The organism is Micromonospora sp. NPDC050276, assembly GCF_044459545.1.
Taxonomy (GTDB): domain Bacteria; phylum Actinomycetota; class Actinomycetes; order Mycobacteriales; family Micromonosporaceae; genus Micromonospora.
Genome location: NZ_JBITJA010000005.1, coordinates 188,259 through 214,639, shown reverse-complemented (window position 1 = coordinate 214,639; position 26,381 = coordinate 188,259). Strand labels below are relative to the sequence as shown.

Here is a 26,381-nt window from a genome sequence, read left to right as displayed (position 1 = left end):
TTCTCCGGGTTCGGATTCAGACGGGGGACGGGCCGAGATGGGCATCGAGCGCGGCACGCAGCAGGGCGTCGTCCTCCGTGGCGCCGGTTGCCAGCGGCAGGCTGCCCCAGGCCCAGAGCTGGGCGATGCCGTGCAGGTTGGCCCAGAGCGCGCCGGCGAGCACCGCCGCCGGCGCGTCGGTCGGCCGGCGTACCTGCGCCACCAGGTCGGCCAGGACACCGAACAGCGGCAGGCTCGTCTCGCGCAGCCGCAGCCGGCCACTGCCCAGCAGGTCGTGGCGGAACATCAGCTCGAACATGCCGCGGTGGGCCGCCGCGAAGTCCAGGTACGTCCGGGCCAGCGCGGTCAATCGGGTACGCGGGTCCGGGCCGACGTCGCGCATCGTCTGCTCGACCCGGGCGGTGAGGTCGGCGAAGCCCTCCCGGGCGATGGCGGAGAGCAGGTCGACGTGGGTGGGGAAGTAGCGGCGCGGCGCGCCGTGCGAGACCCCGGCACGGCGGGCGATCTCCCGCAGCGACACCGCCGACTGGCCCTCGCGCAGCACTAGGTCCACCCCGACGGCCACCAGCCGTGCCCGCAGTCCCTGCTCGTCGGCGTTCATAGACGCTGTCTACCAGGTGGCGTAGACAGTGTCTATCTCTGGTGTGGGATCTCTCCCGGCGAGCCGGGCGGGGTGGCGGGCGCAGATAGTGGTCGGTCACCCGGGCCAGGGGCGGGCGGGCCGACCCCCCAAATCGGGACAGCCCGCGTGACCCGGGATCGCTGGCCGGTGTGATCCACTCGGGTTTCAGGAAGCCGGGGTATCCCTGGCACCAGGACACCCCGGCTTCAGGAAAGACGAGTGGATCATGCTTGCCTCGGGGAGGCTCAGCGGATGCGGGCCAGGATGCGGTCGGCGGGAGCCGGGCGGCCGAAGTGCCAACCCTGTGCGGCGTCGCAGCCGATCGCCCGCAACCGCTCGGCCTGCCCGGCGGTCTCCACTCCCTCGGCGGTGACCGTCAGGTCGAGCGCGTGCGCCAGCGAGACCAGCGAGGCGAGGATCCGCTCGTCGGTGCGGGCGACCGAGGGCGATCGCAGACCGGCCACGAACTCACCGGCCACCTTCAGTTCGGTCACCGGCAGGTCCCGCAGGTACGCCAGGTTGCTGTAGCCGGTGCCGAAGTCGTCGATGGCGATGCGGACCCCGAGGTCGGCCAGGACCCGGAGGGCGCGCACCGGCTCCTCGGCGGTGCTCATCATCGTGCTCTCGGTGATCTCCAGTTGCAGCCGCTCCGGCGGCAGCCCGGTCTGCCGCAGCAGCGCGCGGACCTCCTGTACCAACCCGGGCCGGTGCACCTGCCGCACCGCGAGGTTGACGCTGACGAACGGCGCGGCGGCGCCCCCGGCCGACCATGCCTCGGCCTCGCGGCACGCCTCGGCCAGCACCCACCCGCCCAGCTGGACGATCAGGCCGGTCTCCTCGGCCAACCCGATGAAGCTGTCCGGACGCAGCACCCCCAACTCCGGGTGCCGCCAACGAACCAGTGCCTCCACGCCGACCAGGCTGCCGTCGCGCAGTGAGGTCAGTGGCTGGTAGTCGAGGTAGAACTCGCCCCGCTCCAACGCCGCCGGAATGGCCGCGGAGAGCGCGTACCGGGCCAGCTCACGTTGGTTGCGCTCGGCGTCGTAGAGCGCCCAGCGCGCCCCACCGGCGGACTTCGCCCAGTGCAGGGTGCTGTCGGCGGCCCGCATCAGGTCGGTGGGATTGGCCCCGGCCACCTGCCGCTCGACGATGCCGATGCTCGCCGAGATCTGCAGTTCGTGCCCGTCGACCAGCGCCGGTGTCCGGACCGCGGCGAGCGCGGTCTCGGCCACCGCCACCATGTCCTCGGTGCCGCCGGTGCGCTCCACCAGGATGACGAACTCGTCGCCGCCGAGGCGGGCCACCAGGTGCTCACCCATGGCCTTGCACAGCCGCTCGGCCACGGTGGCCAGCAGCAGGTCACCGATCTGGTGCCCCAGGGTGTCGTTGACGACCTTGAAGCGGTCCAGGTCCAGGAAGCACACCCCGACCCGTTGCGCCCCCCGGCCCGGCTCGTTGAGCGCGGCGGTGAGCCGCTCGGTGAACAGCGTCCGGTTGGGCAGGCCGGTCAGCGGGTCGTGGGTGGCCTGATGCCGAAACCGGGCCTCGCTGGCCCGTAGCGCCCGCTCGGCCTGGGTGCGGGCCTGCATCGCGGCCCGGCGGATCGACTCCTGCTCGTCGAGCGTCCGGTCGCGCAGCGCACGGGCGTAGCCGGTCGCCACGGCTGCCAGCAGGCGGGCCATCCGGTCCTCGACGTCCTCGGCCACCAACCCCAGGTCGCGCACCAACCGCAGCTGGATGACCTCGACGGTACGGCCCAGCCCCTCGGCGGAGGCGATGTGCGCGGCGACCAGCTCGGCACCGACCCGATGCCCGGCCCGCAGATCGAACGGGTCGGTGAGCAACGCGCCGGCCAACTGCCCGGTGAGCCGGTCCAGCAGGGTCTCCAACTGGGCCTGGGTCATCGGCAGATAACTGGTGCCGGAAACCGCCTTCGCCCAGGCCCGGGCGAACGTGCCCGGGTGGGAGGTCACCCCGGGCGACTCAGTCACCGAGGCGCCCGACGCCGCCCATGAAGACCGCTTGCTCGGCGTTCTCGGCACTCTCCGGAGTGTCCGGTCGCCACTGGGGCACCCAGACCACGCCGGGGTCGAGCAGCTCGAACCCGTCGAAGAGCGCGGTCAGCTCGTCCCGGCTGCGCACCCACAGCGGGTTGTCGGTGCGCCGGTAGACCTGCTCCGCCACGAGGCGCTCGTCCTCGCTGCGCCCGTCGTCGCTGGCCTGCGACAGCACCAGATAGCTGCCGGGGACCAACGCCTCGCGCAGCGTCCGCAGCAGCTCCGCCGGCCGGTCGTCGTCGGAGACGAAGTGCAGAACGGCCACGACCATCACCGCCACCGGCTGGCTCAGGTCGAGCAGCTTGCGCACGTCCGGATGGGCCAGGATCGCCTCCGGGTTCCGCAGGTCCTCCTGCACCACCGCGGCCCGCTCGTTGCCGGCGAGGATCTCGCGGCTGTGCGCCACCGCAACCGGATCCACGTCCACATAGACCACCCGCGACTGCGGGTCGAGCCGCTGGGCGATCTCGTGCACGTTACCGACGGTCGGGATACCGGAACCGATGTCCAGGAACTGCCGGATCCCGGCCTCGGCGAGGTGGTGCACGGCCCGGCGAAGGAACGCCCGATTGGCCTGGGCCATCAGCGGCGCCTCGGGCACCGCCGCGACCATCGCCTGTGCCGCGGCCCGGTCGGCGGCGAAGTTGTGTGAACCACCGAGGTAGTAGTCGTACATCCGGGCGACGCTCGGGCGCTCGATGTCGATGGTGTCGGGTGCCCAGTCCGGCCGCTGCATGCGTTCACCCCTCGAGTCCGCGACGCGAGCGTCGTCGCCCGCGCGGGTATTGTGCACCCGCCACGCACGCCAGACCATAGCGCGCCGAAGGTTCGCCGCCGACGTCGGTCGATGCGCGACGGTCCGCGCCGGGGAGAAGCTGGCGCGGACCGCCGGCCGTGTCGTGCCGCTCGACGAACGGGCGGTGGGTCAGAACTTCGGCGCGTCCGGTGCCTCGAGCAGGCCGAGCCGGAGCGCGGTCATCAGGGCCTGGGCCCGGTTGGCCGCGCCGAGCTTCTCGTAGAGCTTGGAGATGTGCGTCTTCGCCGTGGACTCGCTGACGAACAGCTGCTTGGCGATGCCGGCCACGCTCATCCCGTCGGCGAGCAGCCGCAGCACCTGCCCCTCCCGGGGAGACAGCTGCGGGCCGGACGGGGCGAGCCGGCGCTTCATCGCCTCGGCGAGGTCGGCGGCCGTGAACGCGCTGGGGGAGGAGGCGGCGTGCCGTGCGGCGGCCACCACCTCGTCGGCTGGGGCGGTCTTTGGCACGAAGGCGCTCGCGCCGGCCTCCAGGGCGCCGAAGAGCTGGTCGTCGCCGGCATACATGGTCAGCACCACGATGCCCATCGACGCGCTGGACTTGCGCAGCGCGCGGGTGGCCTCCAGGCCACTGCCGTCGGGCAGCCGCAGATCCATGATCACCACGTCCGGCTGCAAGGCGCCGGCCTGGCGTACGCCCTCCGCCGCCGTGGCCGCCTCACCGACGACCTCGAACTGGCGGTCGCGCTCGAAGGCGTGCCGCAGGCCCTTGCGAATCAGGTCATGATCGTCGACAAGGAGGACCTTGGTGCGGGTGGCCGGTATCGGACTTGTGGTCATCCTCGGGTTACTCCCCTTCTGGTGCTGCGCTACCGCGCACGTTATCGCGCCGGGCCGAGGTACCGAGAACCACCGCCACGGTCGTGCCGCTGGGTTGCCGCGGCCTGATCTCCAACCGGCCCCGGATACGTTCCGCCCTCTCGGCCATGATCGCAAGACCGTACCGCCCGTCGGGGCGCTGGTCAGCCATCCCCTGACCGTCATCCGACACTTCTATTTGCGCGTACGGGGGGTCGACCTCACAGGTGACCCACAAATTCGACGCCCCGGCGTGCTTGCGCGCGTTGGTCACCGCCTCCTGCGCGATGCGCAGCAACTCGGCCTCGGTGGCGGCCGGCAGTCGGGCGGTGGACTCGTCCAGCGAGAGGTGCACCCGCAGCCCGCCGGACGCGCCGACGGTGCGCGCGTACTCGGCGATCGCCGCGGCCAACCCACCCTGCCGGTCCACCTCGCTGCGCAGCTCGAAGAGGCTCAGCCGCAGCTCCTGGATCACCCGGGTCACCTCGCCGCGGAGCGTACGCAGGGCCTCGGCGGTCTCGTCGGCGTCGTCGAAGACGGTGGCCATGGCGTTGTCGATGCCGTAGCCGACCATCACCAGCTCCTGCGCCACCCCGTCGTGGATCTCCCGGGCCAGCCGCTGCCGCTCCTCGTTGGTGGCCAGCGAGCGCACCTCGTCGAAGAGCAGCGCCGCCTCCAGCCGCAGCGCGGCCGGACGGGTCAGCGCGGTCACCCGGGACACCACCGGCGGCGGGTACGCGTGCGCGGCGTCCGCCTCCAGCACCACCAACCCCACCGTGCGCACCCCGGCGACCAGCGGCACGATCAGCGCCGACACGTCGCCGCCACGGTGCGAGCGGGACTGCGACCGGGCGGCCGTGGTGGCCTGCTGGCTGGCCCAGGCGTCGGCGATCGCCGAGTCGGCGTCCAGCGTCGTCTCCCAGTCCACCCGGTCGACGCCGGCCTGGGCGAGCACCACGAGCCGGCCGCCGCCGCTGGCCGACAGGACCGCCCCCCGGTCCGCGCGGGCCACCGTGCGCAGCTCCTCCAGCAGGTGCTCGGAGATGCCGCCCGGGTCCAGGGTCGCTCCGGGCAGCTGCCGGGCCACCGTCCGCAGCTGGGTCAGCAGTCGGGTGGCCTCGGCGTACGGCTGGGGTTTGCCCTCACCGCGGACCGCCAACACCCGGTGCAGGGTGCCGGCGGCGTAGAGCCCCAGCGCCGCCAGGATCAGCCACTGCGCGCAGACCGCGAGGTAACCCGGCTGGCCGAGCTGCGGCCCTGCGCCGACCTGGGTCAGCGCGCCGCTGACCAGCAGGGTGGCGGCGGTGACCGCGAGCAGGGCGGCGCCCTCGGAGAACCGGCGACGCAACGCGGTGACGGTCACCGGGACGGCCAGGTAGGGCAGCACCGCCGAGGCGCCCAGACCGTCGACCGTGCCACCGATGGACGCGACCGCAGCGACGTGACTCGCGGCCAACCCCAGCACCACCACCTCGGCCACCCGGCTCAGTGGGCCGATCAGCCGGTGCTGCGGCGCCAGCAGCGATGGCAGCCCGGCCACCGCCAGCAGCGCGATCCACCACAGCTGGGTGACGTCGCGGGTGGCGAACAGGGTCAGGATGGCGATCAGCGCCAGCATCACCAGGCGGGCGGCCGCGGCGAGGGGATGCGGGTGCGGTGCGGTGGCTGTGGATGCGGGCACGTGACGGATGGTAGTCAGCCTCGGTAGATATCGGCGATCTCTGCCGCGTACGTCTTGTGCACAACCTGGCGCTTGACCTTGAGCGACGGGGTCAGTTCGCCGGTGGCTTCGGCGAAGTCGCGGGGCAGGACCCGGAACACCTTGATCGCTTCGGCCTTCGACACCGCCTGGTTCGCGGTGTCGACGGCGGTCTGGATCTCGTTGCGCAGGCCCTCGTGCTCGCGCAGCTGCTCGACCGAGGTGTCGGGGGGCATGCCGACGTTCTCCAGCCAGGTCGGCAGCGCCTCCTCGTCGACGGTGACCAGCGCCGCGATGAACGGCTTGGCGTCACCGACCACGACACACTGGCTGATCAACGGGTGCGCCCGGACCAGGTCCTCCAGCACCGCCGGGGCGACGTTCTTGCCGCCGGCGGTGACGATCAGCTCCTTCTTGCGGCCGGTGATGCTCAGGTAGCCGTCGGAGTCGAGCTGGCCCAGGTCGCCGGTGCGCAACCAGCCGTCGGCGCTGATCGTCTCGGCGGTCGCGGTCTCGTTGCGCCAGTAACCCTGGAAGACCAGCTCGCCGGAGATCAGGATCTCGCCGTCGTCCTCGATCCGCACGGTCACGCCCGGCAGCGGGCGGCCCACGCTGCCGATCCGGGTGCCGGTGGGCAGGTTCGCCGCGGCGGCGGGGGAGGTCTCGGTGAGGCCGTAGCCCTCCAGAACCGTCACGCCGATACCCCGGAAGAAGTGACCGAGCCGGGCGCCGAGCGGCGCACCGCCGGAGATCGCGTCCCGGCACCGTCCGCCGAGCGCGGCGCGCAGCTTGCGGTAGACCAGCCGGTCGAAGACCACGTGCTGGGCGCGCAGCGCCAGACCCGGGCCGCCCGGGGTCTCCAGCGCCTCGCTGTACGCGATGGCGACCTGCTCGGCGCGGGCGAAGATGCCACCCTTGCCGTCCGCCTCGGCCTTCTGCTTGGCCGCGTTGTAGACCTTCTCGAACACCCGGGGTACGGAGAGCACGAAGGTCGGCCGGAACGCCTGCAGCTCGGCGACCAGGTTCTTGGTGTCGGCGCAGTGCGCCATGGTGGCCCGCGCCTGCACGACGCCGATCTGGATGAGCCGGGCGAAGGCGTGCGCCAGCGGGAGGAAGAGCAGGGTGCTCGCGCCGGCGTTGAACAGGTTCGGCAGCACCGGCACCGCGTTGGCGATGTCGGCGTACATGTTGCGGTGGGTGAGGACGCAGCCCTTGGGCCGGCCGGTGGTGCCGCTGGTGTAGATGATCGTGGCCAGGTCGCCGGCGCGGATGGCCTTGCGCCGCCGCTCGACCTCGGCCAGCTCGACCGTGGCGCCGGTGGTGACCAGCTCGTCGACCCCGCCGAGGTCGATCTGCCAGACCTGACCCAGCTCGGGCAGCCGGTGCCGGACACCGGCGATCAGGGCGGCGTGCGCCTCGGTCTCCACCACCACGGCGACCGCGTTGGAGTCCTCGAGGATCCACGCGGCCTGCTCGGCGCTGGACGTCTCGTAGATCGGCACGGTCACCGCGCCGACGGCCAAGATGGCGTAGTCCAGCAGCGTCCACTCGTAGCGGGTGCGGCTCATCAGCCCGACCCGGACCCCCGGCTCGATGCCGGCGGCGATCAGCCCGCGGGCCACGGCGGCCACCTCGTCGCGGAACTGGAGGCAGGTCACGTCGGTCCAGGCGGTGACGGTGCCGTCGGCGCCGGGGACGGGACGGGCGAACTGGACGGTGTCGGGCGCGACCTCGGCGTTGTCCCAGACCGGATCCGTGAGGTTGGCCGCGTCGCCAACGGTGACGATCGGCGGGACGGAGAACTCGCGCACCTGCACTCCTTCGTGCTCGCACTGGCCGGGCCGGCCGCCACCGTGGGCGTCGGCTGTGTCGAAACCTACCCGGCGGGCGGTCGGGGTGGGACAGGCAGGAGGTACTCGCCGGGTAGCCTCCCCCCATGGCGGACTCCTCCACTCAGTCGATCATCATCGGCGCCGCACCGGATCGGGTGACGGCGGTCATCTGCGACTTCGCGCGCTACCCGGAGTGGACCGACGCGGTGCGTCGCGCCGAGGTCGTCGAGGAGTACGAGGACGGATACGCCAGTCAGGTGCATTTCACCATCGACGCCGGGGTGATGGCCGACGAGTACGTGCTCGCCTACGAGTACGCCGAGGACCTGTCCCGGATCGAGTGGCACCTGGTCGCCCCGTCGAAGATGCAGAAGGCCCAGCGCGGGTCGTACGACCTGGTGGGTAATCCGGACGGCAGCACCACGGTGACGTACACGCTGGAGGTCGACCTGTCGGTCGGCATGCTCGGGATGTTTCGGCGCAAAGCCGAGAAGATGATCATGGACACCGCGTTGAAGCAGCTCAAGCGTCGGGTAGAAGCAACCGGTGCGGCGCAGTGACGGGTCCGGTGGCACGGTAGAGGAGCCGACGGTGGGCGGAACGGATCCGGGTTCGGCCCGGGAAGAGGCGGAGCGGCTGGTCGCCACCCTGCTCGCGGGGGCGCGACTGGCTTCCGCCGGGTCGGCGGGTGGCGCGTTCGGCTCGTTGGGCGGGATGCTGTCCGGTGTCCTCGGTCACAGCGCCGGCCCGGACGGGCGCCCCGGCGCGGGCGGTGCTTTCGCCACCGGTTCGGCCGAATGTTGCGTCTGCCCGGTCTGTCGGGGCATCGCCGCGTTGCGGGACCCGAGTCCGGAATTCGCCGAACGTCTCGCCACCGGCGCCGGAGACCTCGCCGCGGGCGTCGCCAGCCTGCTCCGCGCGTTCTCCCCGCCGGAACCGCCCGCGACGAGCCCATCCGACCCGGCCTCCGAGCCGACCGCCGGTCCAGCGCCGGCACCCGACGTGAGCACCGACGACATGCCCCCGAAGCCAGCCCGGAGCACCCCGTCCAGCCCGACCGGCGACGACCACGTGTGGCGCGATGCCACCCGCAGCGGGCATGATTCTCAGCCGGCGCCGGAGCGGGATGTCTGGTCGGTCGCCACCCGGACGGCGGACCCACTCGCCCCGGCCGCCGTACCACCCGTCGACGACGCCGGGCCGGCGACCGTACCGGCACCGACCACCCGTCCCGTGGTGCCCGCCTCGCGGGTGTCCGACGACACCGGCGCGGAAGCATCGGGCGACGGCGCCTGAGCGCGGGACATTCCGACCCGGACCGGCACTGGGCCGGCACGCGGGCCGGACAGCACAGCAGAGGGGGGCGGCAGCGGTGACGCTGACCATCGGAGTCGACGTCGGTGGCACGAAGGTGGCCGGCGGTGTCGTGGACGACACCGGCACGGTCCTCGTGCAGGCCCGACGGGACACTCCCGCCGATGACGTCGCCAAGACCCGCGACGTCATCATCGAGCTGGTCGGTGAGCTGGCTGCCGGGCGGACCATCGAGGCCGTCGGCATCGGCGCGGCCGGTTGGATCGACGCCAGCCGTTCGACCGTGCTGTTCGCCCCCAACCTGGCCTGGCGGGACGAACCGCTGCGCGAGTACGTCGGCGAGGCCGTCGGCCTCCCGGTGATCGTGGAGAACGACGGAAACGTCGCCGCCTGGGCCGAGTTCCGCTACGGTGCGGCCCGGGACGCCGACGACTCGATGATCATGTTCACCATCGGTACCGGCGTGGGCGGCGGCATCGTCCTGGGCGGCGAGTTGATGCGCGGGGCGCACGGCATCGCCGCCGAGCTGGGCCACATGCTGGCCGTGCCGGACGGACACCAGTGCGGCTGCGGCCGGTTGGGCTGCATCGAGCAGTACGCCAGCGGCAGCGCCCTGGTCCGGTTCGCCCGCGCCGGCGCCCGGCAGGAGCCCAACCGGGCCACCGCCCTGCTGGACCTGGCCGGTGGTGAGGCCGAGGCGATCACCGGCCCGATGGTGACCGCCGCCGCGCAGGGCGGCGACCCGGTCTCCGCCGAGGCGTTCGCCCAGATCGGCCGGTGGCTGGGCACCAGCCTCGCCGACATGGCGCAGATCCTCGATCCGCAGACCCTGGTGGTCGGCGGTGGTGTGATCGACGCCGGTGACCTGCTGCTCGGCCCGACCCGCCGCTCGTACCGCGACGCGCTCGCCCAGCGTGGTCGCCTGCCGGTGGCCGAGGTGCTCCCCGCGGAGCTGGGCAACAGCGCCGGGGTGATCGGCGCCGCCGACCTGGCCCGCCGGATCTGAGACGGTCCGGGATGGGCGTGCCGCTGCGGGTGGTGTCGTACAACATCCACAGCCAGCGTGACGACACCGCCGCGCTGGCGGCGGTGGTCCGGGCCGCGACGCCGGACGTGGTGATCGTGCAGGAGGGGCCGCGCCGGTTCCGGTGGCGGCAGAAGTCCGCCACGTTGGCCGAGTCGTTCGGTCTGGTGGTGGCCGCCGGCGGGCTGCCCGCGCTGGGCAACCTGCTCTTGACCAGCCTGCGGGTCCAGGTCCGGGGCACCCGCTGCCAGCGCTTCCCGCTGACCCCCGGCCGGCACCTGCGCGGTGCCGCGTACGCCGACTGCCGGGTCGGCGACGCCCGGTTCACCCTCGCCGGTTCGCACCTGTCCACCGACCCGGCCGAGCGGCCCTCCCAGGCCGCCGAGTTCAAGCGTGGCCTGGACGCGGCGACCAGCCCGGTGCTGGCCGGGGCGGACCTCAACGAGGGTCCGGACGGGCCCGCCTGGGCCACCGTGTCGCGCGGGTTGACCGACGCCGCGGTGGCGGCCGACCGGGCCGACCGACTCACCTACCCCTGCGCCGACCCACGCCGCCGCATCGACGCGCTCTTCGTCGACCCGCGGATCACCGTGGTCGACTACGACGTGGTGGACACCCCGCAGACCCGCCGGGCCAGCGACCACTTCCCGGTCCTGGTCGACCTGCTGCTGCCCACCGACGGCTGACCCCCGACCCCGGCCCGACCGTCGACGTGTCCGCCGCAGGACTGGACATCCGGCTCCGTTGTGGAGAGGATTTCGCGGCGACCGGCACGCCTGCCGTACCAAAAGGAGATGTCCCCGGTGTCCACCTCCACCGACCACGGCCGGCCCGACCCGGAGGCGACCTCGCCCGCGGCGAACAGCGACGGCCGCCCGGTCTCCGACCGGGGCGACACGGTCTGCGTCATCGGGGCCGGGGCCAGCGGCCTGACGGCCATCAAGAACCTGCGCGAGCACGGGTTCGGCGTGGACTGCTACGAGCGGGAGACGGGCGTCGGCGGCGCCTGGAACTGGCGGCACGACCGCAGCCCGGTGTACGCCAGCACCCACCTGATCTCGTCGAAGCCGTTCACCCAGTTCCCCGACTTCCCGATGCCGGACTCCTGGCCGGACTACCCACACCACGGTCAACTGTTGTCGTACTTCGAGCGGTACGCCGACCACTTCGACCTGCGCTCACACATCTGGTTCGGCACCGAGGTGATCCGGGTCGAGCCCGCCGAGGGGGAGCGGTGGGACGTGACCACCCGCTCCACCGGCGGGTACGGCCCGGAACGCACCTCCCGGTACGCCGCCGTGGTGATCGCCAACGGCCACAACTGGTCGCCGAAGCTGCCCCGTTACGAGGGTCTCGAACAATTCCGCGGCGAAATCATGCACGCCTCGTCCTACAAGGACCCGGCGCAGCTGCGCGGCAAGCGGGTGCTGGTCGTCGGCGCCGGCAACACCGGCTGCGACATCGCGGTCGAGGCCGCCCAGCAGGCGTCGCGTTGCTGGCACTCCACCCGCCGTGGCTACTGGTACGCGCCGAAGTACGTGCTCGGCCGTCCCGCCGACCAGGTCAACGACACCCTGCTGGCGTTGCGGGTGCCGCTGCGGGTACGCCAGTGGCTCTACCACTGGACGTTGCGGCTGACCGTCGGCGACCTGACCCGCTTCGGCCTGCCCAAGCCCGACCACCGGGTGTTCGAGACGCACCCGATCGCGAACAGCCAGCTCGTCTACTACGTGGGCCACGGCGGGATCGGCCCGGTGCCGGACATCGCCCGGTTCCACCCGTACGCCGTGCAGCTGACCGACGGCCGCGAAATCGACCCCGAGGTGGTCGTCTTCGCCACCGGCTACCTGCCGCGCTTCGAGTTCCTCGACGCGTCGGTGTTCGGCGACAGCGCGGGCGCGGGCCGGCCCACGCTCTGGCTCAACGCGTTCACCCCCGGGCACCCGACGCTGGCCGTCGCCGGCCTGCTCCAGCCGGACTCCGGGCTGTTCACCCTGTCGCACTGGCAGACGGTGCTCTTCGCCCGACTGCTGCGGGCCCGCCGGGACCGACCGGAGCGGGCCGCGGCGTTCGCGCAGCGGGTGCGGGACCGCGCCGGGGAGCGGTACTCCGGGCCGGTCAAGGACAGCAGTCGGCACTGGTTCGAGGTCGGGCACGCCGACTACCTGCGCGCCATCCAGCGTGCCCTGGTCGAGTTGGAGGGCAAGTGAGCCGCCGGCCCCAGCGTCGTGAACGAGAGGCAGACCAGTGAGTGAGCTGCGGATCATGCGGGGCCGGGAGTGGTCCCGCCCGGTCCGGCCGGCCCGGCGCGAGGTGCTCAGCGCGATCCCCGAGCTGGAGGAGGGACGTCCGCCGCTGCTCTTCGTCCCCGGGTTCGGGCACGGCGCGTGGGCGTTCGCCGAGCACTGGTTGGGTCACGCGGCGTCGCGGGGTTTCCCGGCGTACGCGGTGAGCCTGCGCGGGCACGGCGGCAGCGAGCCGGTGCCGGAGGCGACGCTGCGGGCGTACGCCCACGATGTGGTCCAGGTGGCGGCGAGCCTGCCGCGGCAGGCGGTGCTGGTGGGGCACGGCGCCGGCGCTCTGGTGGTGGCGCACGCGTTGGCCCGCTACCCGGCGCGCGGCGCGGTGCTGGTGGCGCCGGTCTTCGGCGGCTGGGCCGTGTTGGGCGCGGCGTTGCGCCGCAACCCCGCAGGGACGCTGCCGGCGGTGTTCGGCGGGCCGTTGCGGCTCAACCGGGGGCAGTTGTTCAGCCGCGAGTTGCCCGACGAGGAGGCCCGGCGGTACGTGGCCCGGCTGGGTCGGGCGGGCCGGAGGGCGCAGTGGGCGCTGCTGGGTGAGCCGGCGGCCGAGCCGGCCGTGGGCGCGCCCCCGGTGTTGGTGCTGGGCAGCCCGGACGACCGGGTGGTGCCGGCGTCGACGTTGACCCGGGTGGCCCGCCGGTACGGTTCGGCGCCGCTGCTCTTTCCCGGGATGGGCCACGACCTGATGCTGGACGCCCGGTGGGCGGAGCCGATCGACGCGATCCTGGACTGGTTGGAGAAGGAGCCCGCGGCGCACTGAGACGACCAGGTTGCCGCCGCCGGTCAGCCGCTGACCTGGTGGGCGGCCGGGCTGTCGGTCGGGGTGGTCGGCCGGGGCACCAGAGCGGTGCCGTCGGAACTGGTGTCGGTGCTGGTCAGGCGATTGATCAGCGCGCCGCCCTCGTCCAGTGCGCGGAGGTAGGAGCGGGCCCAGGCCCGGATGTCGTGCTGGTGCAGGTGGGCGCGCATAGCCCGCATCCGCTCGGTGGTGTCGGCCGGGTTGGCCCGCAACGCCGCGCGCAGGCCCTGCTTGAGCCCTTCCAGGTCGTGCGGGTTGACCAGGTACGCCTGGGACAGCTCGGCGGCGGTACCGGCGAACTCACTGAGCAGCAGAGCGCCCGTGTCGTCGACCCGCGCGGCCACGTACTCCTTGGCCACCAGGTTCATCCCGTCGCGCAGCGGGGTCACCGCCATCACGTCGGCGACCCGGTAGAGCGCGGCCAGCTCGGCCCGGTCGAAGGGCTGGGTGAGGTAGTGGATGGCCGGTTCGCCGACCCGGCCGAACTCGCCGTTGATCCGGCCGACCTCGCGCTCGATGCGCTCGCGCAGGATCTGGTACTGGCCGACGCGTTCCCGGCTCGGCATGGCGACCTGCACCAGCACGGTGTCGCGGACCTTGACGTCGCCGGTGGCGAGCAACTCGCTGTACGCCTTGAGGCGTTGCTCGATGCCCTTGGTGTAATCCATCCGGTCCACGCTGAGGACGACCTGCCGGGGATCGCCGAGGTCCTGGCGCAGCCGGCGGGCCCGAGCGGCGACGTCCGGGCGGGCGGCGAGCGCGGCCATCTCGGCGGTGTCGATGGAGACCGGGAACGCGCCGATCCGGACGACCCGGTCGTCGATGCCGATCCGCCGGTCGGTGGCCGGCAGCTCCAACACCCGGGTCACCAACTGGGCGAAGTTGTGTGCCGCCTGCACGCGCTGGAAACCGACCAGGTCGGCGCCGAGCATGCCGCGCAGCAGTTCGGCCCGGCGGGGCAGTTGCATGAAGAGCTCGGGCGGTGGGAATGGCACATGCAGGAAGAACCCGATGCGGAGGTCCGGGCGGAGCGCGCGCAGTTGACCGGGGACCAGCTGCAGGTGGTAATCCTGCACCCAGACCACCCCGCCCGGCTCGGCCACCTCGGCGGTCGCCTCGGCGAAGCGCTGGTTGACCCGCTGGTACGCCTCCCACCAGCGGCGGTGGTGCTGCGGCTGCTCGACGGCGTCGTGGTAGAGCGGCCAGAGGGTGGCGTTGGCGAACCCCTCGTAGTGGTCGCGCAGGTCTTCCGGGCTGAGCGCGACGGTGTGCATCCGCACGCCGTCCACGTCCGGCAGTGCGGGGGCCGGCCCGGTGCCGCCGGCCCAGCCGACCCAGGTCGCCGGGGTGTGCCGCAGGAGTGGGTGCAGCGCGCTGACCAGCCCGCCCGGGCTGCGCCGCCACTCGCAGGCCCCGTCGGGCGCCTGATTGTCGTCGATGGGGAGGCGGTTGGCCACCACCGCGAGGGAACTCTGTCGCATCTCGGGCATTCCGATCAGCAGAGGACTGACCGCCGCGAGCAAGGGAAAACCGGTCAGTCAGCGGGGGAAGTGACGTACAGCGGTATTCCTACTGACAGTAAGTTACACCACTGTTACGCCCCCGGCGGGGCGCTGCTGTCCCGGGATGCGGGCCGACCTCAGACGACGGCGCCGTTGTCCGGGTCGTCCTCGTCCTCGTCACCGGGGCGGAGCCGCCAGATCAGCGTGACGAAACCGGCCAGGATGCCGGTGAACCCGAACAGGGTGACCGCCGAGCGGTCGATCGGGAGCAACCACGGGAAGAGGAACAGCACGAACCCCACGACCACGCCCAGCACGCCGATCACGGCGTACTTGCTGAACCGGGGCAGCGGCGGCGGCGGGGGCGGGTGGTAACCCTCGTCGTCCTCGTCGTCGGGCAGGTCGGCGCCGAAGGTGTCCAACCCGTCGAGCAGGGAGGGCTCGTCCGGCCGGGTGCCGCGCCCCACGGAGATCCCGGAGATGTCCGTCGCGGACGGTAGCCGGCGAACGTCGGTGGCGGTCGGACCGGGCTCGTCGGCGCCGGAACGGGTCAGCGGCCCGGAGGTCGGCTCGTCCCGCGCGTCCCGTTCATCCACGTCCTCCGCGGCCGGCCACGGGTGCTCGCCGGGCGTGGAGGTGGTGTGGAAACCTTCCACGATCCGCGCCCACTCGGCGTCGATGTCCGGTTCGTCGCGAGCCGGCGGCTGCTCCGGAGCGGTCTCGTCGGCGAGCTGGGTCAGATAGTCCCGGGCGGTGGTCAGGTGCGAGCGGTCGACGTAGAGCCGGTCGACCGGACGGGCCGGCACGGTGGTGGTGCGGGTGACCGGGTTGAGGTCGGCGGAGGGCTGCAGGTAGGCGGCGATCCCGCCGGCGGCCAGCACGTCGAGCAGGTGCTCACCGACGCGCGGATCGACGTCGCCGACGACGGCGTACTCGTTCGCGTCGAGCCCGTTGTCCCGCCGTCCCCGGCGGGCCCCACCCGCTGACACCCGGACAACCCCCTTAACGCGCCTTCCGGCGCGGCCACCGCTGCCCTTCGGCGCCCGTCCGCACGCCGTGCTCTGAATCGTGACACGTCAGGGCATGGTTCCGGGAGTGCGTTGTGTCGCGTCTTCCAAAGTCAGCGCCCCTGCCGCTGGTCACGGCGGGGGCTCTTTGTCCGTTCTTGCTCAACAAGTGCGATCTCGATGATCGTTGGCACCTGGGCGGCTCGACACGCCGAGCGTTGTCCTGCTGGACTGACAGACATCGGGAACGGAGAGGCACGCGTGGCTGGTGGTGAGTACGAGGAACTTGACATCCCACCGCGGTTCCAGACCTTCGCGGACCGTCACCACCTCGAATACCGACAGACGCCGCCCGGGATCGCGCTCTATCTGGGCCTGGGCTCGGTCTTCCTGGGGCTGCTGCTCGCCACAGCCCCGAAGATCCCCGACGACCGGATCCTCGGCTACCTGATGCTGGGTGGCGGTGCCGTGCTCCTCATCGCCTCCCGGGTGCTGCACCGGCGCCTGCGACGGCGGGAGGAGGAGTTGTACCGCGGGTACCTACAGTGGAAGAAGGGGCGGGACGAGTAGCCAGCCGAGCGTCATCGACGTGACTTGGGTCACACTCGGATCTGCACGCCCCGTCTGCCGATCGCACCACACCCCGAGTGACGAGGACCTGTCCGACGAATCCGACCGATCCGTTCCGGCGCGCATTGACTTGTCAATGCATTGATCAACGCATACGGGTGTTCCTATGCTGCGCCGACATTCGGACCCGATACGGGGGCTGTGGTGGACGAGCAGTGGGGTACCGGCGTTTTCGTGGCGCTGACGGGTGGGGCCTTCGCCCGCTGGGCGCGACGGGTCGTGGTGCTGATGCCGAAGGCGCACCCGCGCGGCCTAACCTTCGGAAGCAGGGTGAGTAGGTGGCGAGGCGGGTGGATCTGACAGACGAGTGGCCGCACGGGAGGACGCTGGCTGACCCGGGCAGCCTCGCGGTGCGCCTGATGGCCGCTCCGGTGGCCTGGTTGACGGCGCTGGCCGACGACGCGTCCACCCTGCGTCGGGAGACTGTCCAGGCGCCCACGCACTCCGTCGAGGCGAATCTGCGGAGTCAGGAGCGGGCTTACGCCTGGATGGTGCTCGCCGCGGCGTGGGGGGCAGCGGGCGTGGCGGTCGTACTCCTGATTGAACCGGTGGTCGGGGAGGCGACGGCCGACATGGCGTTCGGCGTGGTCCTGTTCGGAGTGGCGTTCGCTGCGCTCTGCGCCGGTCTGAGCGGGTTGCGGGCTGCGGTCGCAGATCGTTGGGGCTGGATCGTGTTTCCGGATGACGCGGCAGAGAAGCCGACCCGGCTGCGATTGGCCCCCCTGTTAGGCCGGAAAGGGTCCGCCCACCGACGGCGGGTTCAGGTCCTCCGATGGCTCTGTTGGCCGTCATCTTGGGATCTACTATTCGCGGCGGTTCTCGCCACACCCTTCGGTCTGGCCGGCGCTGCCATGTGAACAGGAAGCACCAGCGTCACCGGTCGTGTCGCAGGACGACGGTCGTTCGTCCGTTGTGGGTAGAGCTGACGCTTCGTAGGCTCGTCGGCGACGGCGTTCCCGGCCTGGCGCTGTCGCGGGCACACCACGGGAAAGGACGCCGGTGCTCTACTGGCTGCTGAAGTACGTCATCCTCGGTCCGCTGCTCAAGCTGATCTTCCGCCCGCAGGTGGAGGGGCTGCGCAACGTGCCGGCGACCGGTCCGGTGATCCTGGCGAGCAACCACCTCTCCTTCTCCGACTCGATCTTCACACCGTTGATCACCGCGCGGAAGGTCACCTTCGTCGCCAAGGCCGAGTACTTCACCGGCAAGGGGATCAAGGGTTGGCTGACCAAGATGTTCTTCGTCGGCACCGGCACGATTCCGGTGGACCGTTCCGGCGGCCGGGCCGCGCGCGCCGCCCTGGACACCCAGTTGCAGGTGCTGCGGGCCGGGGGAGTGGCCGGCATCTACCCCGAGGGCACCCGCTCCCCGGACGGGCGGCTCTACCGGGGCAAGACCGGGGTGGCCCGGCTCGCCCTGGAGAGCGGCGCGGTGGTGGTGCCGGTGGCGATGCTCAACGCCGACGAGATCCAGCCGCCGGGCAAGCTCATCCCCAAGATCGACCGGGTGAAGATCCGCTTCGGGGCGCCGCTGGACTTCTCCCGCTACGCCGGGCTGGCCGGCGACCGGTTCGTCGAGCGCGCGGTCACCGACGAGATCATGTACGAGTTGATGGAGCTCTCCGGCCGGGAGTACGTCGACATCTACGCCCAGAAGCTCAAGGAGCCCGTCCCGGCGCCGCTGGCCGCCTAGCCACCCGCCGCGCCCGACCAGTCGGCGGTCACGGCAGGTGCAGCAGGGTGGGCGCGTGGTGGCGGGCGGCGAAATCGTGCAGGCGGGCGCGGGTCGTCTCGGCGGCGGGTGGGTCGGTCTCGGTCAGCGGGCCGATCGCCAGCGCCAGCGTGATGATCTCGTCGGTCACGTCGGTCATCCGGGCGTAGCTCGCCGCCGCCGAACGCAGCAGGTCCGCGGCGGTCGAGACGTCGCCGTCGTGCCGGGCCAGCGTGGCGTCGGCGACCTGACCGGCGGCGCGCGCCCACGGGGTCACCCGGGGCGCCCGGTCGAGCATCTCCCGGACCAGCCGGGCAGCGTCCGCGCCCAGCACTCCGGCGACGTGCCCGACGGCCGGCACCCACTCCGCGAACGGGATCATCCGGGTCCGCCGCCAGTCGTCGTCCAGCTCGGTGAGCAGCGCCATCGCCTCGTCTCGGCGGCCCTGCACCGCGCGGCACAACGCGGCGTGCGCCAGGGTGGAGCGCAACACCCGGTGGAATCCACTGCGCCGTGCCGCGACCAGCGCCTGCTCGACCAGGTCCGCAGCCGGCCCCGCGGCGCCGTCCGGCCTGGCCAACCCGTCCGGCCTGGCCAACCCGTCCGGCCTGGCCAACCCGTCCGGCTCGGCCAACCCGTCCGGCCCGGTGCCGGCCAGCCCGCGCATCCAACCGGAGACGGCCACGATGTGCAGATCCCACTCCGCGGTCGGCCGTCGGGTCGACTCCGCCGCCATCGCCAGCGCCGCCGTCCAGTCGCCCGCGTAGTACGACCGTGCCCACTGGTCGGCGAAGCTGGTGGCGAGGCTGTGCTCGCCGCCCAGGTCGAGGGTGAGCTGCTCGTCGACCAACCGGGCCGAGCCGGCCAGGTCACCCTCCTCCTGCAACGCCCAGGCCAGGTTCTGCACCGCCCGGCGCCGGCTGGTCAGCCGCTCCACCCGGCAGTGCTCGGTCACCTCCGCCAGCTCCGGGAACGCCTCGGCGGAGCCGGCCAGGTAGCGGGCGACGGCCAGGGTGATCCGGGCGTTGGCCTGGACCTCCCGCAGCTGGAGCCGCTCGGCGAGGGAGGCCGCCGCGCGGGCGGCGGTGCACGCCGGGTCGGTCTCCGCGTTCAGCATGTGCACCCGGGCCAGCTCCAGCAGGGCGCCCGCCTTCTCCTGACTGTCCGGTAGGTCGTCGTAGATGGCGATCGCCTGGTCCAGGCAGTGCAGGGTCGCCGAACGGTCGGCCCGACTCCACGCGGCGGTGGCGAGCAGCGTCCAGGCCCGCGCCGCACCCGTCCGGTCGCCGCTGGTGGCGAGCCGCTCGGCCAGCCGGGCCAGGGTGTCCGTGCCCCCCTCCACCAGAAAGGCGTCCCCGTCCCGATAGAACGCCAGCTCGGCCTCGAACAGCTCCAGCGCCGGGTCCGGCCCGACGTCCAGGGCCAGCGCCCGGCCGACCAGCGCGGCGGCGGTGTCCAGCGCGTGCAGCTCGTACGCCCGGCGGGCCGCCCGGTGCAGCGCGGCCCGCGCCGCCGGGGCGTAGGGGGCGGGGTCCAGCCCGACGGTCCGGGCGATCTCGTGTGCCGCCCAGCGGTGGTTGGCCAGCACTTCGGCCAGGTCGTACTGCCGGCCGTCGGTGAGCTGCGCCATCCAGTCGGCGGTGCGTTGGTGGCGCAGCACCCGCTCGGCCCGGGGCAGCCGCTGATAACAGACGTCCCGGACCAGGATGTGCCGGAAGCGGTACTCGGACTGGCCGAGCATCGTCGACGTGCTCTGCTCGTACACCAGGTCGCGACGTTGCAGCCGGTCCAGCGCGCGCTCCACCCACTCCACCGGTCGCCCCAGCGCCGTCGCCACCGGCGCGGCCCAGAACTGCACGCCGACCACCGCGGCGGCCTGGAGCACGGCCCGGTCGGCCGGGTCCAGCAGGTCGAGCCGGTTGGCGATGACCGCCTGCACCGTCCGGGGCATCTCCGCGCCACCGTCGAAGTCGAGGCGGGGGGCCGAAGGGACCGCGTCGAGCAGGCCGCCGTCCAGCAGCATCCGGGCGTACTCCTGGGCGTAGAGCGGGTTGCCGTCGGCGAACTCGATCAGCGGGGTACGCGCGCCGCTGGGCAGCGTCGCCTGCCCGAGGAGCAGCGAGTAGAGCGTGTCGATGTCGGTGTCGTGCATCGGCGGCACCGAGATGGACATCGCGCCACTGATCGTGCCGGTCCACGCCGGGTGCCGTTCCCTCAGCTCCGGCCGGGCGGTCGCGACGACCAGCAGCGGTACGCCCCGCGCCGTCGCGCCCAACTGCTCGACGAAGGCGAGCATCGCCTGGTCCGCCCAGTGCATGTCCTCGAAGACCAGCACGGTCGGGCCGGTGGCGGCCAGGGCGAGCAGGAACCGCCGCCAGGCGGCCTCGGTCTCGCCAGGGGTGAGTCGTTCGCCGGGAACGCCGATCAGCGGGCCGAGCGCCTCGGCCAGCCGGGTCGCGTGCGGGTCGGCGAGCTGCCCCAGACGGGCCCGCAGCCGCTCGCGCAGCGCGGCCGGGTCGTCGACCTCCGGCACACCCACCCAGGTCTTCACGATGTCCGACAACGCGGCCCAGGTGACGTTCTCACCGAACGGCGGGCACTGGCCGACGAGCCAGGTGATCGGCGCGCCGGGCAGGCTGCCAGCGTGGCGGGCCAGCTCGCGTAGCAGTCGGCTCTTGCCCACACCGGCCGGCCCGAACACCGTCACCAACTGGGAGGTCCGCTCGGTCACCATTCGGTGCAGCGCGTTGACCAGCAGGCCGCGCTCGTGCTCCCGGTCCACCATCGGCGTCAGCTCGGCGGCGCGCGGGTCCCGATGTGGCCGTACCTGGACGGCCAGCCAGATCCGGCTCACCGCGGAACGGCCGCGCAGGGTGACCGGCGGTTGGTCGGCGTACTCCATCTCGTGTCGGGTGGCCGACCAGGTGCTCTCGTCGACGACGACACCGCCCGGCGGGGCGAACGCCTGCAGGCGGGAGGCCGTGTTGACCACGTCTCCGGTCACGAAGGCCTGCCCACCGTCCCGGGTGGCCGAGAGGTCGACCAGGGCCTCGCCGGTCGCGATGCCGACCCGGAAGCCGAGCGGCGGCTGCGGACCAGCGGGCTGGCGGGCCAGGTTGCGTTGCAGCTCCAGGCCGGCGCGGACGCACCGCAACGCGTCGTTGTCGGTGGCCACCGGAGCGCCGAACAGCGCCATCGCCGCGTCGCCGATGTACTTCTCGACCACCCCGCCGTACTGGTGCACGATCCGGCGCACGGTGGCGAAGTAGGTCTGCTGCAGACTGCGGGCCTGCTCCGGGTCGGCCCGTTCCGCGTACCGGGTGAAGTCCACGATGTCGACGAAGAGCACGCTGACCTGACGCCGGTCCTCCTGCACCACGGCGACGTGGTCGCGCAGCGGTTGTCCGCAGCTGGTGCAGAAGTTGACCTCGGTGTTGTTGGCGTGCCCGCAGTGCGCGCAGTTGACCGTGAGCGGCTGGCCGCACCCACCGCAGAAGCGGTCGTCCGGCCCGGCCGCGCGTGCGCAGTGTCCACACTTGAGGTCGATGTTCAGCTCCGTGGGCGAAAGAGGTCAGTATCGCGTCCGGCCTTACCAGTCGGGTACCCGACGTGCGGACGGGCAACGTCATCGATCGGTCGGGGTTAGTGTTCCGTACCAGGAAGTTTCATGTCAGGGAGAGTGCCGTGCAGGTACGACTGTCCGCCTCGTGGACCGATCCGGGTGGCACGCTGTGGGCTCCGGGGGACACGATCGACGTCGATGCGGTAACTCTCGCCGAACTGGAGGAGCAGGGCATGGTGGAAGAGCCTGAGGGTCAGTCGGGCGGGTCGGGGGAGACCACGACCACCTCGTCGAGCACGTCCACGGCCGACAAGCCGACCGATCCGAAGAAGATCGGTCCGGGGCCGGGCGCGCCGCCGGCCGACACCACGAAGAACTGATCGCCCTGGGTGCGACCGGCGGGCCATCGATCCGCCGGCCGCACTCGTTCGGCGTGCGACATCGCTGACGCCGGCTGCCACTGGCAGCCGGCGTCAGCCATGCGTACGGGCGGGGGAGTTGGCCGGCGACGGATGCCGGGCGTCCACATAGCTCTGGTCGGCGACGAACGCGGGTCGGGTCGGTCGGTCAGCGGTCGGCCATGCCGGCGCGGCGGCGCAGCGCGGCCACGTCGGTCACCACGATCCGGCGGCCCTCGGTACGCAGCCAGCCACGGCTCGCGAACGAGCCGATCGCCTGGTTGACGCTCTGCCGGGAGCCACCGGCCATCTCGGCCAGCTGACTCTGGTTGAGCTCGATCGTGATCATCGGTGCCTGGCTCTCGCCGGCCAACCGGACCAGCGTCTTGGCCACCCGACCGGGCAGGTCGAGGAAGACGTGGTCGGCGTTCTGCTCGGTGAGCCGGCGGATCAGCCCGCCCAGCGAGCGCATCACCGCGTCCAGGATGCGCGGGTTGGAGTGCACCAGTTCCATGAACGCCCCACGGGAGAGCGCGAGCGCCGTGCAGTCCTCGATGGCCTCCGCCGAGGCGGACCGGGTGGACGCGTCGAGCAGGGAAACCTCACCGAGCACGTCCGGCGGACGGATGACCGACAGCACGGCCCGCTCGCCGGTGGGTGCGGTGCGGAACACCGCCACCGCGCCCCGGCGCAGCACGATCAGGGACTCGCCGGGGTCGTTCTCCACGAAGAGCAACTGGCCCTTGCGGTAGGTACGCGGAACGGCGGCAGCGATCACGCGCTGCCGCACCTCGGGCTCCAGCCCAGCGAACATCTCCACACCCGTGAGCGCGTCACCCGGCTCTGGCAGGCGAACCTCCACGGCCCAACCCCTCCCCATGGACCACAACTCGCTCACCGGGCGAACCTGATAGGCCCCGACAAGGTGAACTGACACCGATTCGGTGTCCGGTAGCGGTACACATCAGATCATGACGGTCCGGTCGCTTGCTGTACACCCCTCGAAGCACTTCCGTGACCGTCGCGAGCTGCGGCGTACCGTTTTCGGAGGTGTCGATGCGGCTCGGCCCCCGTCCGGGCGGCCCCGCCGGGCACGGCCGCCCGGTGGTGGGCGAAGATGGCCGGAATGGTCTACCGCTACTTCTACGACTGCGAGTTCATCGAGGACGGCACCACCGTCGACCTCGTCTCGATCGGTGTCGTCGACGAGTACGGCCGCGAGTTCTACGCGGTCTCCACCGAGTTCGACGACTCCCGCGCCGTGCCCTGGGTCCGCCGCAACGTGCTGGACAAGCTGCCCTCCCCGGCGGACCGGGCCTGGCGCTCCCGCGAGCGCATCCGCGACGACCTGTACGACTTCCTGGTCGAGCCGATCCGGGACCGGCCGGGGGAGCAGCTGGAGCTGTGGGCCTGGTTCGCCGCGTACGACCATGTGGTGCTCGCCCAGCTCTGGGGCGCGATGCCGGCGCTGCCCCGGGAGATTCCCCGCTACACCAAGGAACTGCGGCAGCTCTGGGACGACCGGGGCAGGCCGCCCCTGCCGGACGCGGACGCGGCCCGGCACGATGCTCTGGTCGATGCCCGGCACAATCTGGCCCGCTGGCGGGCGATGACCGCCAGCTGAGGGGACGGCCGCACCGCTGTAGGTTTGACCGGTTCTGTCCCGGGCAACGGTTCGACAGCCGAGCCGAGGGAGATTGCCATGAGCGACCAGCCGACCAGTGCCGCGCAGGCACGGGCCAGGGTCACCGAGCTGGCCCGGGCCGCGCGGATCTGCATGCTCACCACGACCGCTCTGGACGGGCGGCAGGTGAGTCGGCCGATGGGCCTGCAGGAGGCCGAGTTCGACGGCGACCTGTGGTTCTTCGCCTACGCCGACTCGGCCAAGGTCCGCCAGATCCGGGTGAACCCGGAGGTCAACGTCGCCTTCTCCGACCAGCGGCACAACGCCTGGGTGTCGATCTCCGGTACCGCCACCGAGGCGTTCGACCGGGCCCGGGCCGAGCAGCTGTGGAACCCGCTGCTCAAGGCGTGGTTCCCCGACGGGCTGGACACCCCTGGTCTCACGCTGATCAAGGTGCACACCAGCTCCGCCGAGTACTGGGACTCGCCGAGCAGCACCGTGGTGAACCTGCTCGGTTACGCGAAGGCCGCGGTCACCGGCCGGCCACCGAAGGCCGGCGAGAACCACGAGGTGACCTACTGACCGGGGGTGGGTGGCCGGGGCGCGCTGTCGCCGTACCGGCGGGCCGACTACAGTGCGCAGTGACGGCCCGCCCCGGGCCGGCAACGGCGCCGATGGTCTGACCTGACACATATCCTGGGGCATATCGGGCTTTACCTGATGCTCCAGGAGGATGAGCGGATCATGCGTATCGGCGTGCTCACCGGCGGCGGGGACTGCCCCGGTCTCAACGCGGTCATCCGGGCGGTGGTCCGCAAGGGCGTCGCCACTTACGGTCACGAGTTCGTGGGCTTCCGGGACGGCTGGAAGGGCCCGCTCGAGGGTCTCTCCCGGCCCCTGGGCATCGCCGACGTCCGCGGCATCCTGCCCCGCGGCGGCACCATCCTCGGCTCGTCCCGGACCAACCCGTTCAAGATCGAAAACGGCGTCGAGCGGATCAAGGACAACCTCGCCGCACAGGGCGTGGACGCGCTGATCGCGATCGGCGGCGAGGACACCCTCGGCGTGGCCACCAAGCTCTACGAGCTGGGCGTGCACGTCGTCGGCGTGCCGAAGACGATCGACAACGACCTCGGCGCCACCGACTACACCTTCGGCTTCGACACCGCTGTCAACATCGCGATGGAGGCCATCGACCGGCTGCACACCACCGCGGAGAGCCACCACCGCACCCTGGTCGTCGAGGTGATGGGCCGGCACGCCGGCTGGATCGCCCTGCACGCCGGCCTGGCCGGCGGCGCCAACGTGATCCTGCTGCCCGAGCGGCAGTTCGACGTCGACCAGGTGGCCGGCTACGTCGAGAAGCGCTTCCAGCACCAGTACGCCCCGATCGTCGTGGTCGCCGAGGGCGCCCAGCCGCTCGACGGCCAGATGGTCCTCGCCAACCAGGAGCTCGACTCGTTCGGCCACGTCCGCCTCGGCGGCATCGGCCAGTGGCTCGCCGAGCAGCTGGAGGCCAAGACCGGCAAGGAGGCCCGCACCGTGGTGCTGGGCCACATCCAGCGCGGTGGCACCCCGACCGCCTTCGACCGGGTGCTCGCCACCCGCCTGGGCCTGCAGGCCATCGACGCCGTGAACGACGGCGACTGGGGCAAGATGGTCGCGATGCAGAGCACCGACATCGTCCGGGTGCCCCTCGCGGATGCCACCCGTGAGCTGAAGACCGTGCCGCTGGAGCGGTACGCCGAGGCCGAGGTCTTCTTCGGCAGCTGATCGACGGTCGGTGGCGCGGCGGGCCTGCGGGTCCGCCGCGCCGCGACCCAAGGCGAGGGGGTACGGCCCGACATGTCAGCCGGTGTGCACACGGTCGCGGTGATCGGCGCGGGCAAGATCGGTGAGCTGATGCTCTCCGGGCTGCTGCGCTCGGGATGGCCGGTGGACCGGCTACTGGCCACCGCCCGCCGACCCGCTCGCGCCGAGGAGTTGACCGCCCGGTACGGCGTACGGGTGGTCGACAACCTGACCGCGGTGGACGAGGCGGCGGTGCTCGCGGTGTCGGTGAAACCGCAGGACGCCGCCGCGCTGCTCGACGAGATCGGCCCCAAGGTGCCGGCCGACAAGCTCGTCATCTCGCTCTGCGCCGGCCTGCCCACCAGCTTCTTCAGCCGCCGGTTGCCCGACGGCACCCCGGTGGTGCGGGTGATGACCAACACCCCGGCGCTGGTCGACGAGGCGATGACCGCGATCTCCGCCGGCGCGTACGCCACCGGGGCGCACCTGACGTTGGCCGAGGAGATGTTCAAGCCGCTCGGCCAGACGATCCGGGTGCCCGAGTCGCAGCAGGACGCGGTCACCGCGCTCTCCGGCTCCGGCCCGGCCTACTTCTATCTGCTGGTCGAGGCCATGATCGACGCAGGCATCCTGCTCGGGCTGCCCCGCCAGGTGGCGCACGAGTTGATCGTGCAGACCGCGATCGGTTCGGCGGTGATGCTGCGCGACTCCGGCGAGCACCCGGTCAAGCTCCGCGAGGCGGTCACCTCGCCCGCCGGCACCACCATCTCCGCGATCCGTGAGCTGGAGAAGCACGGCGTACGGGCGGCACTGCTCGCCGCGCTGGAGGCCGCCCGGGACCGCGCCCGCGAGCTGGCGGCACAGGCCGACTGAGCGTTCGGGGCACGTCGCGGGCCCG

Annotated in this window: 24 protein-coding genes; 14 read left to right on the top strand and 10 right to left on the bottom strand. The window is 72.2% G+C overall.

The window, feature by feature from the left end; translation table 11 throughout:
* Nucleotides 1-16: 16 nt before the first annotated feature.
* The 6 genes from ACIBF8_RS12370 to ACIBF8_RS12345 all read right to left on the bottom strand — a co-directional run bounded on the left by ACIBF8_RS12370 (nt 17) and on the right by ACIBF8_RS12345 (nt 7,801).
* The gene (locus ACIBF8_RS12370; protein ID WP_396782724.1) at nt 17-601 is read right to left on the bottom strand and encodes a TetR/AcrR family transcriptional regulator; all 585 of its coding nucleotides are present in this window, start codon (nt 599-601) and stop codon (nt 17-19) included.
* A gap of 266 nt (nt 602-867) precedes the next feature.
* Nucleotides 868-2,526, bottom strand: coding sequence for a putative bifunctional diguanylate cyclase/phosphodiesterase (locus tag ACIBF8_RS12365; protein WP_396783109.1), 1,659 nt, complete (start codon nt 2,524-2,526; stop codon nt 868-870).
* Nucleotides 2,527-2,605: 79 nt separating this feature from the next.
* Entirely contained in the window at nt 2,606-3,415 is an 810-nt protein-coding gene (locus ACIBF8_RS12360; protein ID WP_396782722.1) for an SAM-dependent methyltransferase, read from the bottom strand.
* 189 nt (nt 3,416-3,604) lie between these two features.
* Entirely contained in the window at nt 3,605-4,273 is a 669-nt protein-coding gene (locus ACIBF8_RS12355; RefSeq protein ID WP_030337723.1) for a response regulator transcription factor, read from the bottom strand.
* Nucleotides 4,274-4,280: 7 nt separating this feature from the next.
* Nucleotides 4,281-5,972 carry a GAF domain-containing sensor histidine kinase gene (locus ACIBF8_RS12350; RefSeq protein WP_396782720.1) on the bottom strand — a complete coding sequence of 564 codons (1,692 nt, stop codon included), beginning with the start codon at nt 5,970-5,972 and terminating at the stop codon, nt 4,281-4,283.
* Between the two features lie 14 nt (nt 5,973-5,986).
* A complete protein-coding gene (locus tag ACIBF8_RS12345; protein WP_396782719.1) occupies nt 5,987-7,801 on the bottom strand; it encodes an AMP-dependent synthetase/ligase in 1,815 nt (604 codons plus the stop codon).
* 125 nt (nt 7,802-7,926) lie between these two features.
* On the opposite strand from ACIBF8_RS12345, the gene ACIBF8_RS12340 reads away from it, so the two are divergent.
* The 6 genes from ACIBF8_RS12340 to ACIBF8_RS12315 all read left to right on the top strand — a co-directional run bounded on the left by ACIBF8_RS12340 (nt 7,927) and on the right by ACIBF8_RS12315 (nt 13,220).
* On the top strand, nt 7,927-8,382 hold the full coding sequence (locus ACIBF8_RS12340; RefSeq protein WP_091407559.1) for an SRPBCC family protein: 456 nt from the start codon (nt 7,927-7,929) through the stop codon (nt 8,380-8,382).
* Between the two features lie 31 nt (nt 8,383-8,413).
* On the top strand, nt 8,414-9,118 hold the full coding sequence (locus ACIBF8_RS12335) for a hypothetical protein (protein ID WP_396782718.1): 705 nt from the start codon (nt 8,414-8,416) through the stop codon (nt 9,116-9,118).
* A 76-nt stretch (nt 9,119-9,194) separates the two neighbouring features.
* Nucleotides 9,195-10,142 (top strand): ROK family glucokinase, encoded by a 948-nt coding sequence (locus ACIBF8_RS12330; RefSeq protein ID WP_396782716.1) that lies wholly within the window; start codon nt 9,195-9,197, stop codon nt 10,140-10,142.
* An 11-nt stretch (nt 10,143-10,153) separates the two neighbouring features.
* Nucleotides 10,154-10,846, top strand: a complete 693-nt coding sequence (locus ACIBF8_RS12325; RefSeq protein ID WP_396782714.1) for an endonuclease/exonuclease/phosphatase family protein — start codon at nt 10,154-10,156, stop codon at nt 10,844-10,846.
* Nucleotides 10,847-10,963: 117 nt separating this feature from the next.
* A complete protein-coding gene (locus ACIBF8_RS12320; RefSeq protein ID WP_396782713.1) occupies nt 10,964-12,370 on the top strand; it encodes a flavin-containing monooxygenase in 1,407 nt (468 codons plus the stop codon).
* A 55-nt stretch (nt 12,371-12,425) separates the two neighbouring features.
* The gene (locus tag ACIBF8_RS12315; protein ID WP_396783107.1) at nt 12,426-13,220 is read left to right on the top strand and encodes an alpha/beta hydrolase; all 795 of its coding nucleotides are present in this window, start codon (nt 12,426-12,428) and stop codon (nt 13,218-13,220) included.
* 23 nt (nt 13,221-13,243) lie between these two features.
* Here the strand turns inward: ACIBF8_RS12315 and ACIBF8_RS12310 are convergent, their stop codons facing one another.
* Both ACIBF8_RS12310 and ACIBF8_RS12305 read right to left on the bottom strand, forming a co-directional pair.
* Entirely contained in the window at nt 13,244-14,740 is a 1,497-nt protein-coding gene (locus ACIBF8_RS12310) for a trehalose-6-phosphate synthase (protein ID WP_396782712.1), read from the bottom strand.
* Between the two features lie 158 nt (nt 14,741-14,898).
* Complete coding sequence (locus tag ACIBF8_RS12305; RefSeq protein ID WP_396782711.1) at nt 14,899-15,750, bottom strand: DUF308 domain-containing protein; 852 nt, start codon at nt 15,748-15,750, stop codon at nt 14,899-14,901.
* Nucleotides 15,751-16,029: 279 nt separating this feature from the next.
* On the opposite strand from ACIBF8_RS12305, the gene ACIBF8_RS12300 reads away from it, so the two are divergent.
* The 3 genes from ACIBF8_RS12300 (at nt 16,030) to ACIBF8_RS12290 (ending at nt 18,090) form a co-directional block, all read left to right on the top strand.
* Nucleotides 16,030-16,338 carry a hypothetical protein gene (locus tag ACIBF8_RS12300; RefSeq protein WP_396782710.1) on the top strand — a complete coding sequence of 103 codons (309 nt, stop codon included), beginning with the start codon at nt 16,030-16,032 and terminating at the stop codon, nt 16,336-16,338.
* Between the two features lie 350 nt (nt 16,339-16,688).
* Nucleotides 16,689-17,255: a hypothetical protein gene (locus ACIBF8_RS12295; protein WP_396782708.1), complete on the top strand. Its 567-nt coding sequence runs from the start codon at nt 16,689-16,691 to the stop codon at nt 17,253-17,255.
* 142 nt (nt 17,256-17,397) lie between these two features.
* Complete coding sequence (locus ACIBF8_RS12290) at nt 17,398-18,090, top strand: lysophospholipid acyltransferase family protein (RefSeq protein WP_396716665.1); 693 nt, start codon at nt 17,398-17,400, stop codon at nt 18,088-18,090.
* Nucleotides 18,091-18,118: 28 nt separating this feature from the next.
* Here the strand turns inward: ACIBF8_RS12290 and ACIBF8_RS12285 are convergent, their stop codons facing one another.
* Nucleotides 18,119-21,655 carry an AAA family ATPase gene (locus tag ACIBF8_RS12285; protein ID WP_396783105.1) on the bottom strand — a complete coding sequence of 1,179 codons (3,537 nt, stop codon included), beginning with the start codon at nt 21,653-21,655 and terminating at the stop codon, nt 18,119-18,121.
* A gap of 137 nt (nt 21,656-21,792) precedes the next feature.
* On the opposite strand from ACIBF8_RS12285, the gene ACIBF8_RS12280 reads away from it, so the two are divergent.
* Nucleotides 21,793-22,050: a hypothetical protein gene (locus tag ACIBF8_RS12280; RefSeq protein ID WP_396782707.1), complete on the top strand. Its 258-nt coding sequence runs from the start codon at nt 21,793-21,795 to the stop codon at nt 22,048-22,050.
* Between the two features lie 187 nt (nt 22,051-22,237).
* Here the strand turns inward: ACIBF8_RS12280 and ACIBF8_RS12275 are convergent, their stop codons facing one another.
* Nucleotides 22,238-22,930 (bottom strand): Crp/Fnr family transcriptional regulator, encoded by a 693-nt coding sequence (locus tag ACIBF8_RS12275; protein ID WP_396782705.1) that lies wholly within the window; start codon nt 22,928-22,930, stop codon nt 22,238-22,240.
* A gap of 264 nt (nt 22,931-23,194) precedes the next feature.
* On the opposite strand from ACIBF8_RS12275, the gene ACIBF8_RS12270 reads away from it, so the two are divergent.
* The 4 genes from ACIBF8_RS12270 to proC all read left to right on the top strand — a co-directional run bounded on the left by ACIBF8_RS12270 (nt 23,195) and on the right by proC (nt 26,356).
* Entirely contained in the window at nt 23,195-23,692 is a 498-nt protein-coding gene (locus tag ACIBF8_RS12270; RefSeq protein ID WP_396783103.1) for a polyadenylate-specific 3'-exoribonuclease AS, read from the top strand.
* Nucleotides 23,693-23,770: 78 nt separating this feature from the next.
* Nucleotides 23,771-24,274: a pyridoxamine 5'-phosphate oxidase family protein gene (locus ACIBF8_RS12265; RefSeq protein WP_396782704.1), complete on the top strand. Its 504-nt coding sequence runs from the start codon at nt 23,771-23,773 to the stop codon at nt 24,272-24,274.
* A 162-nt stretch (nt 24,275-24,436) separates the two neighbouring features.
* Complete coding sequence (locus ACIBF8_RS12260) at nt 24,437-25,465, top strand: 6-phosphofructokinase (RefSeq protein WP_396783101.1); 1,029 nt, start codon at nt 24,437-24,439, stop codon at nt 25,463-25,465.
* A 72-nt stretch (nt 25,466-25,537) separates the two neighbouring features.
* Complete coding sequence (gene proC, locus ACIBF8_RS12255; protein ID WP_238661521.1) at nt 25,538-26,356, top strand: pyrroline-5-carboxylate reductase; 819 nt, start codon at nt 25,538-25,540, stop codon at nt 26,354-26,356.
* Nucleotides 26,357-26,381: the final 25 nt, after the last annotated feature.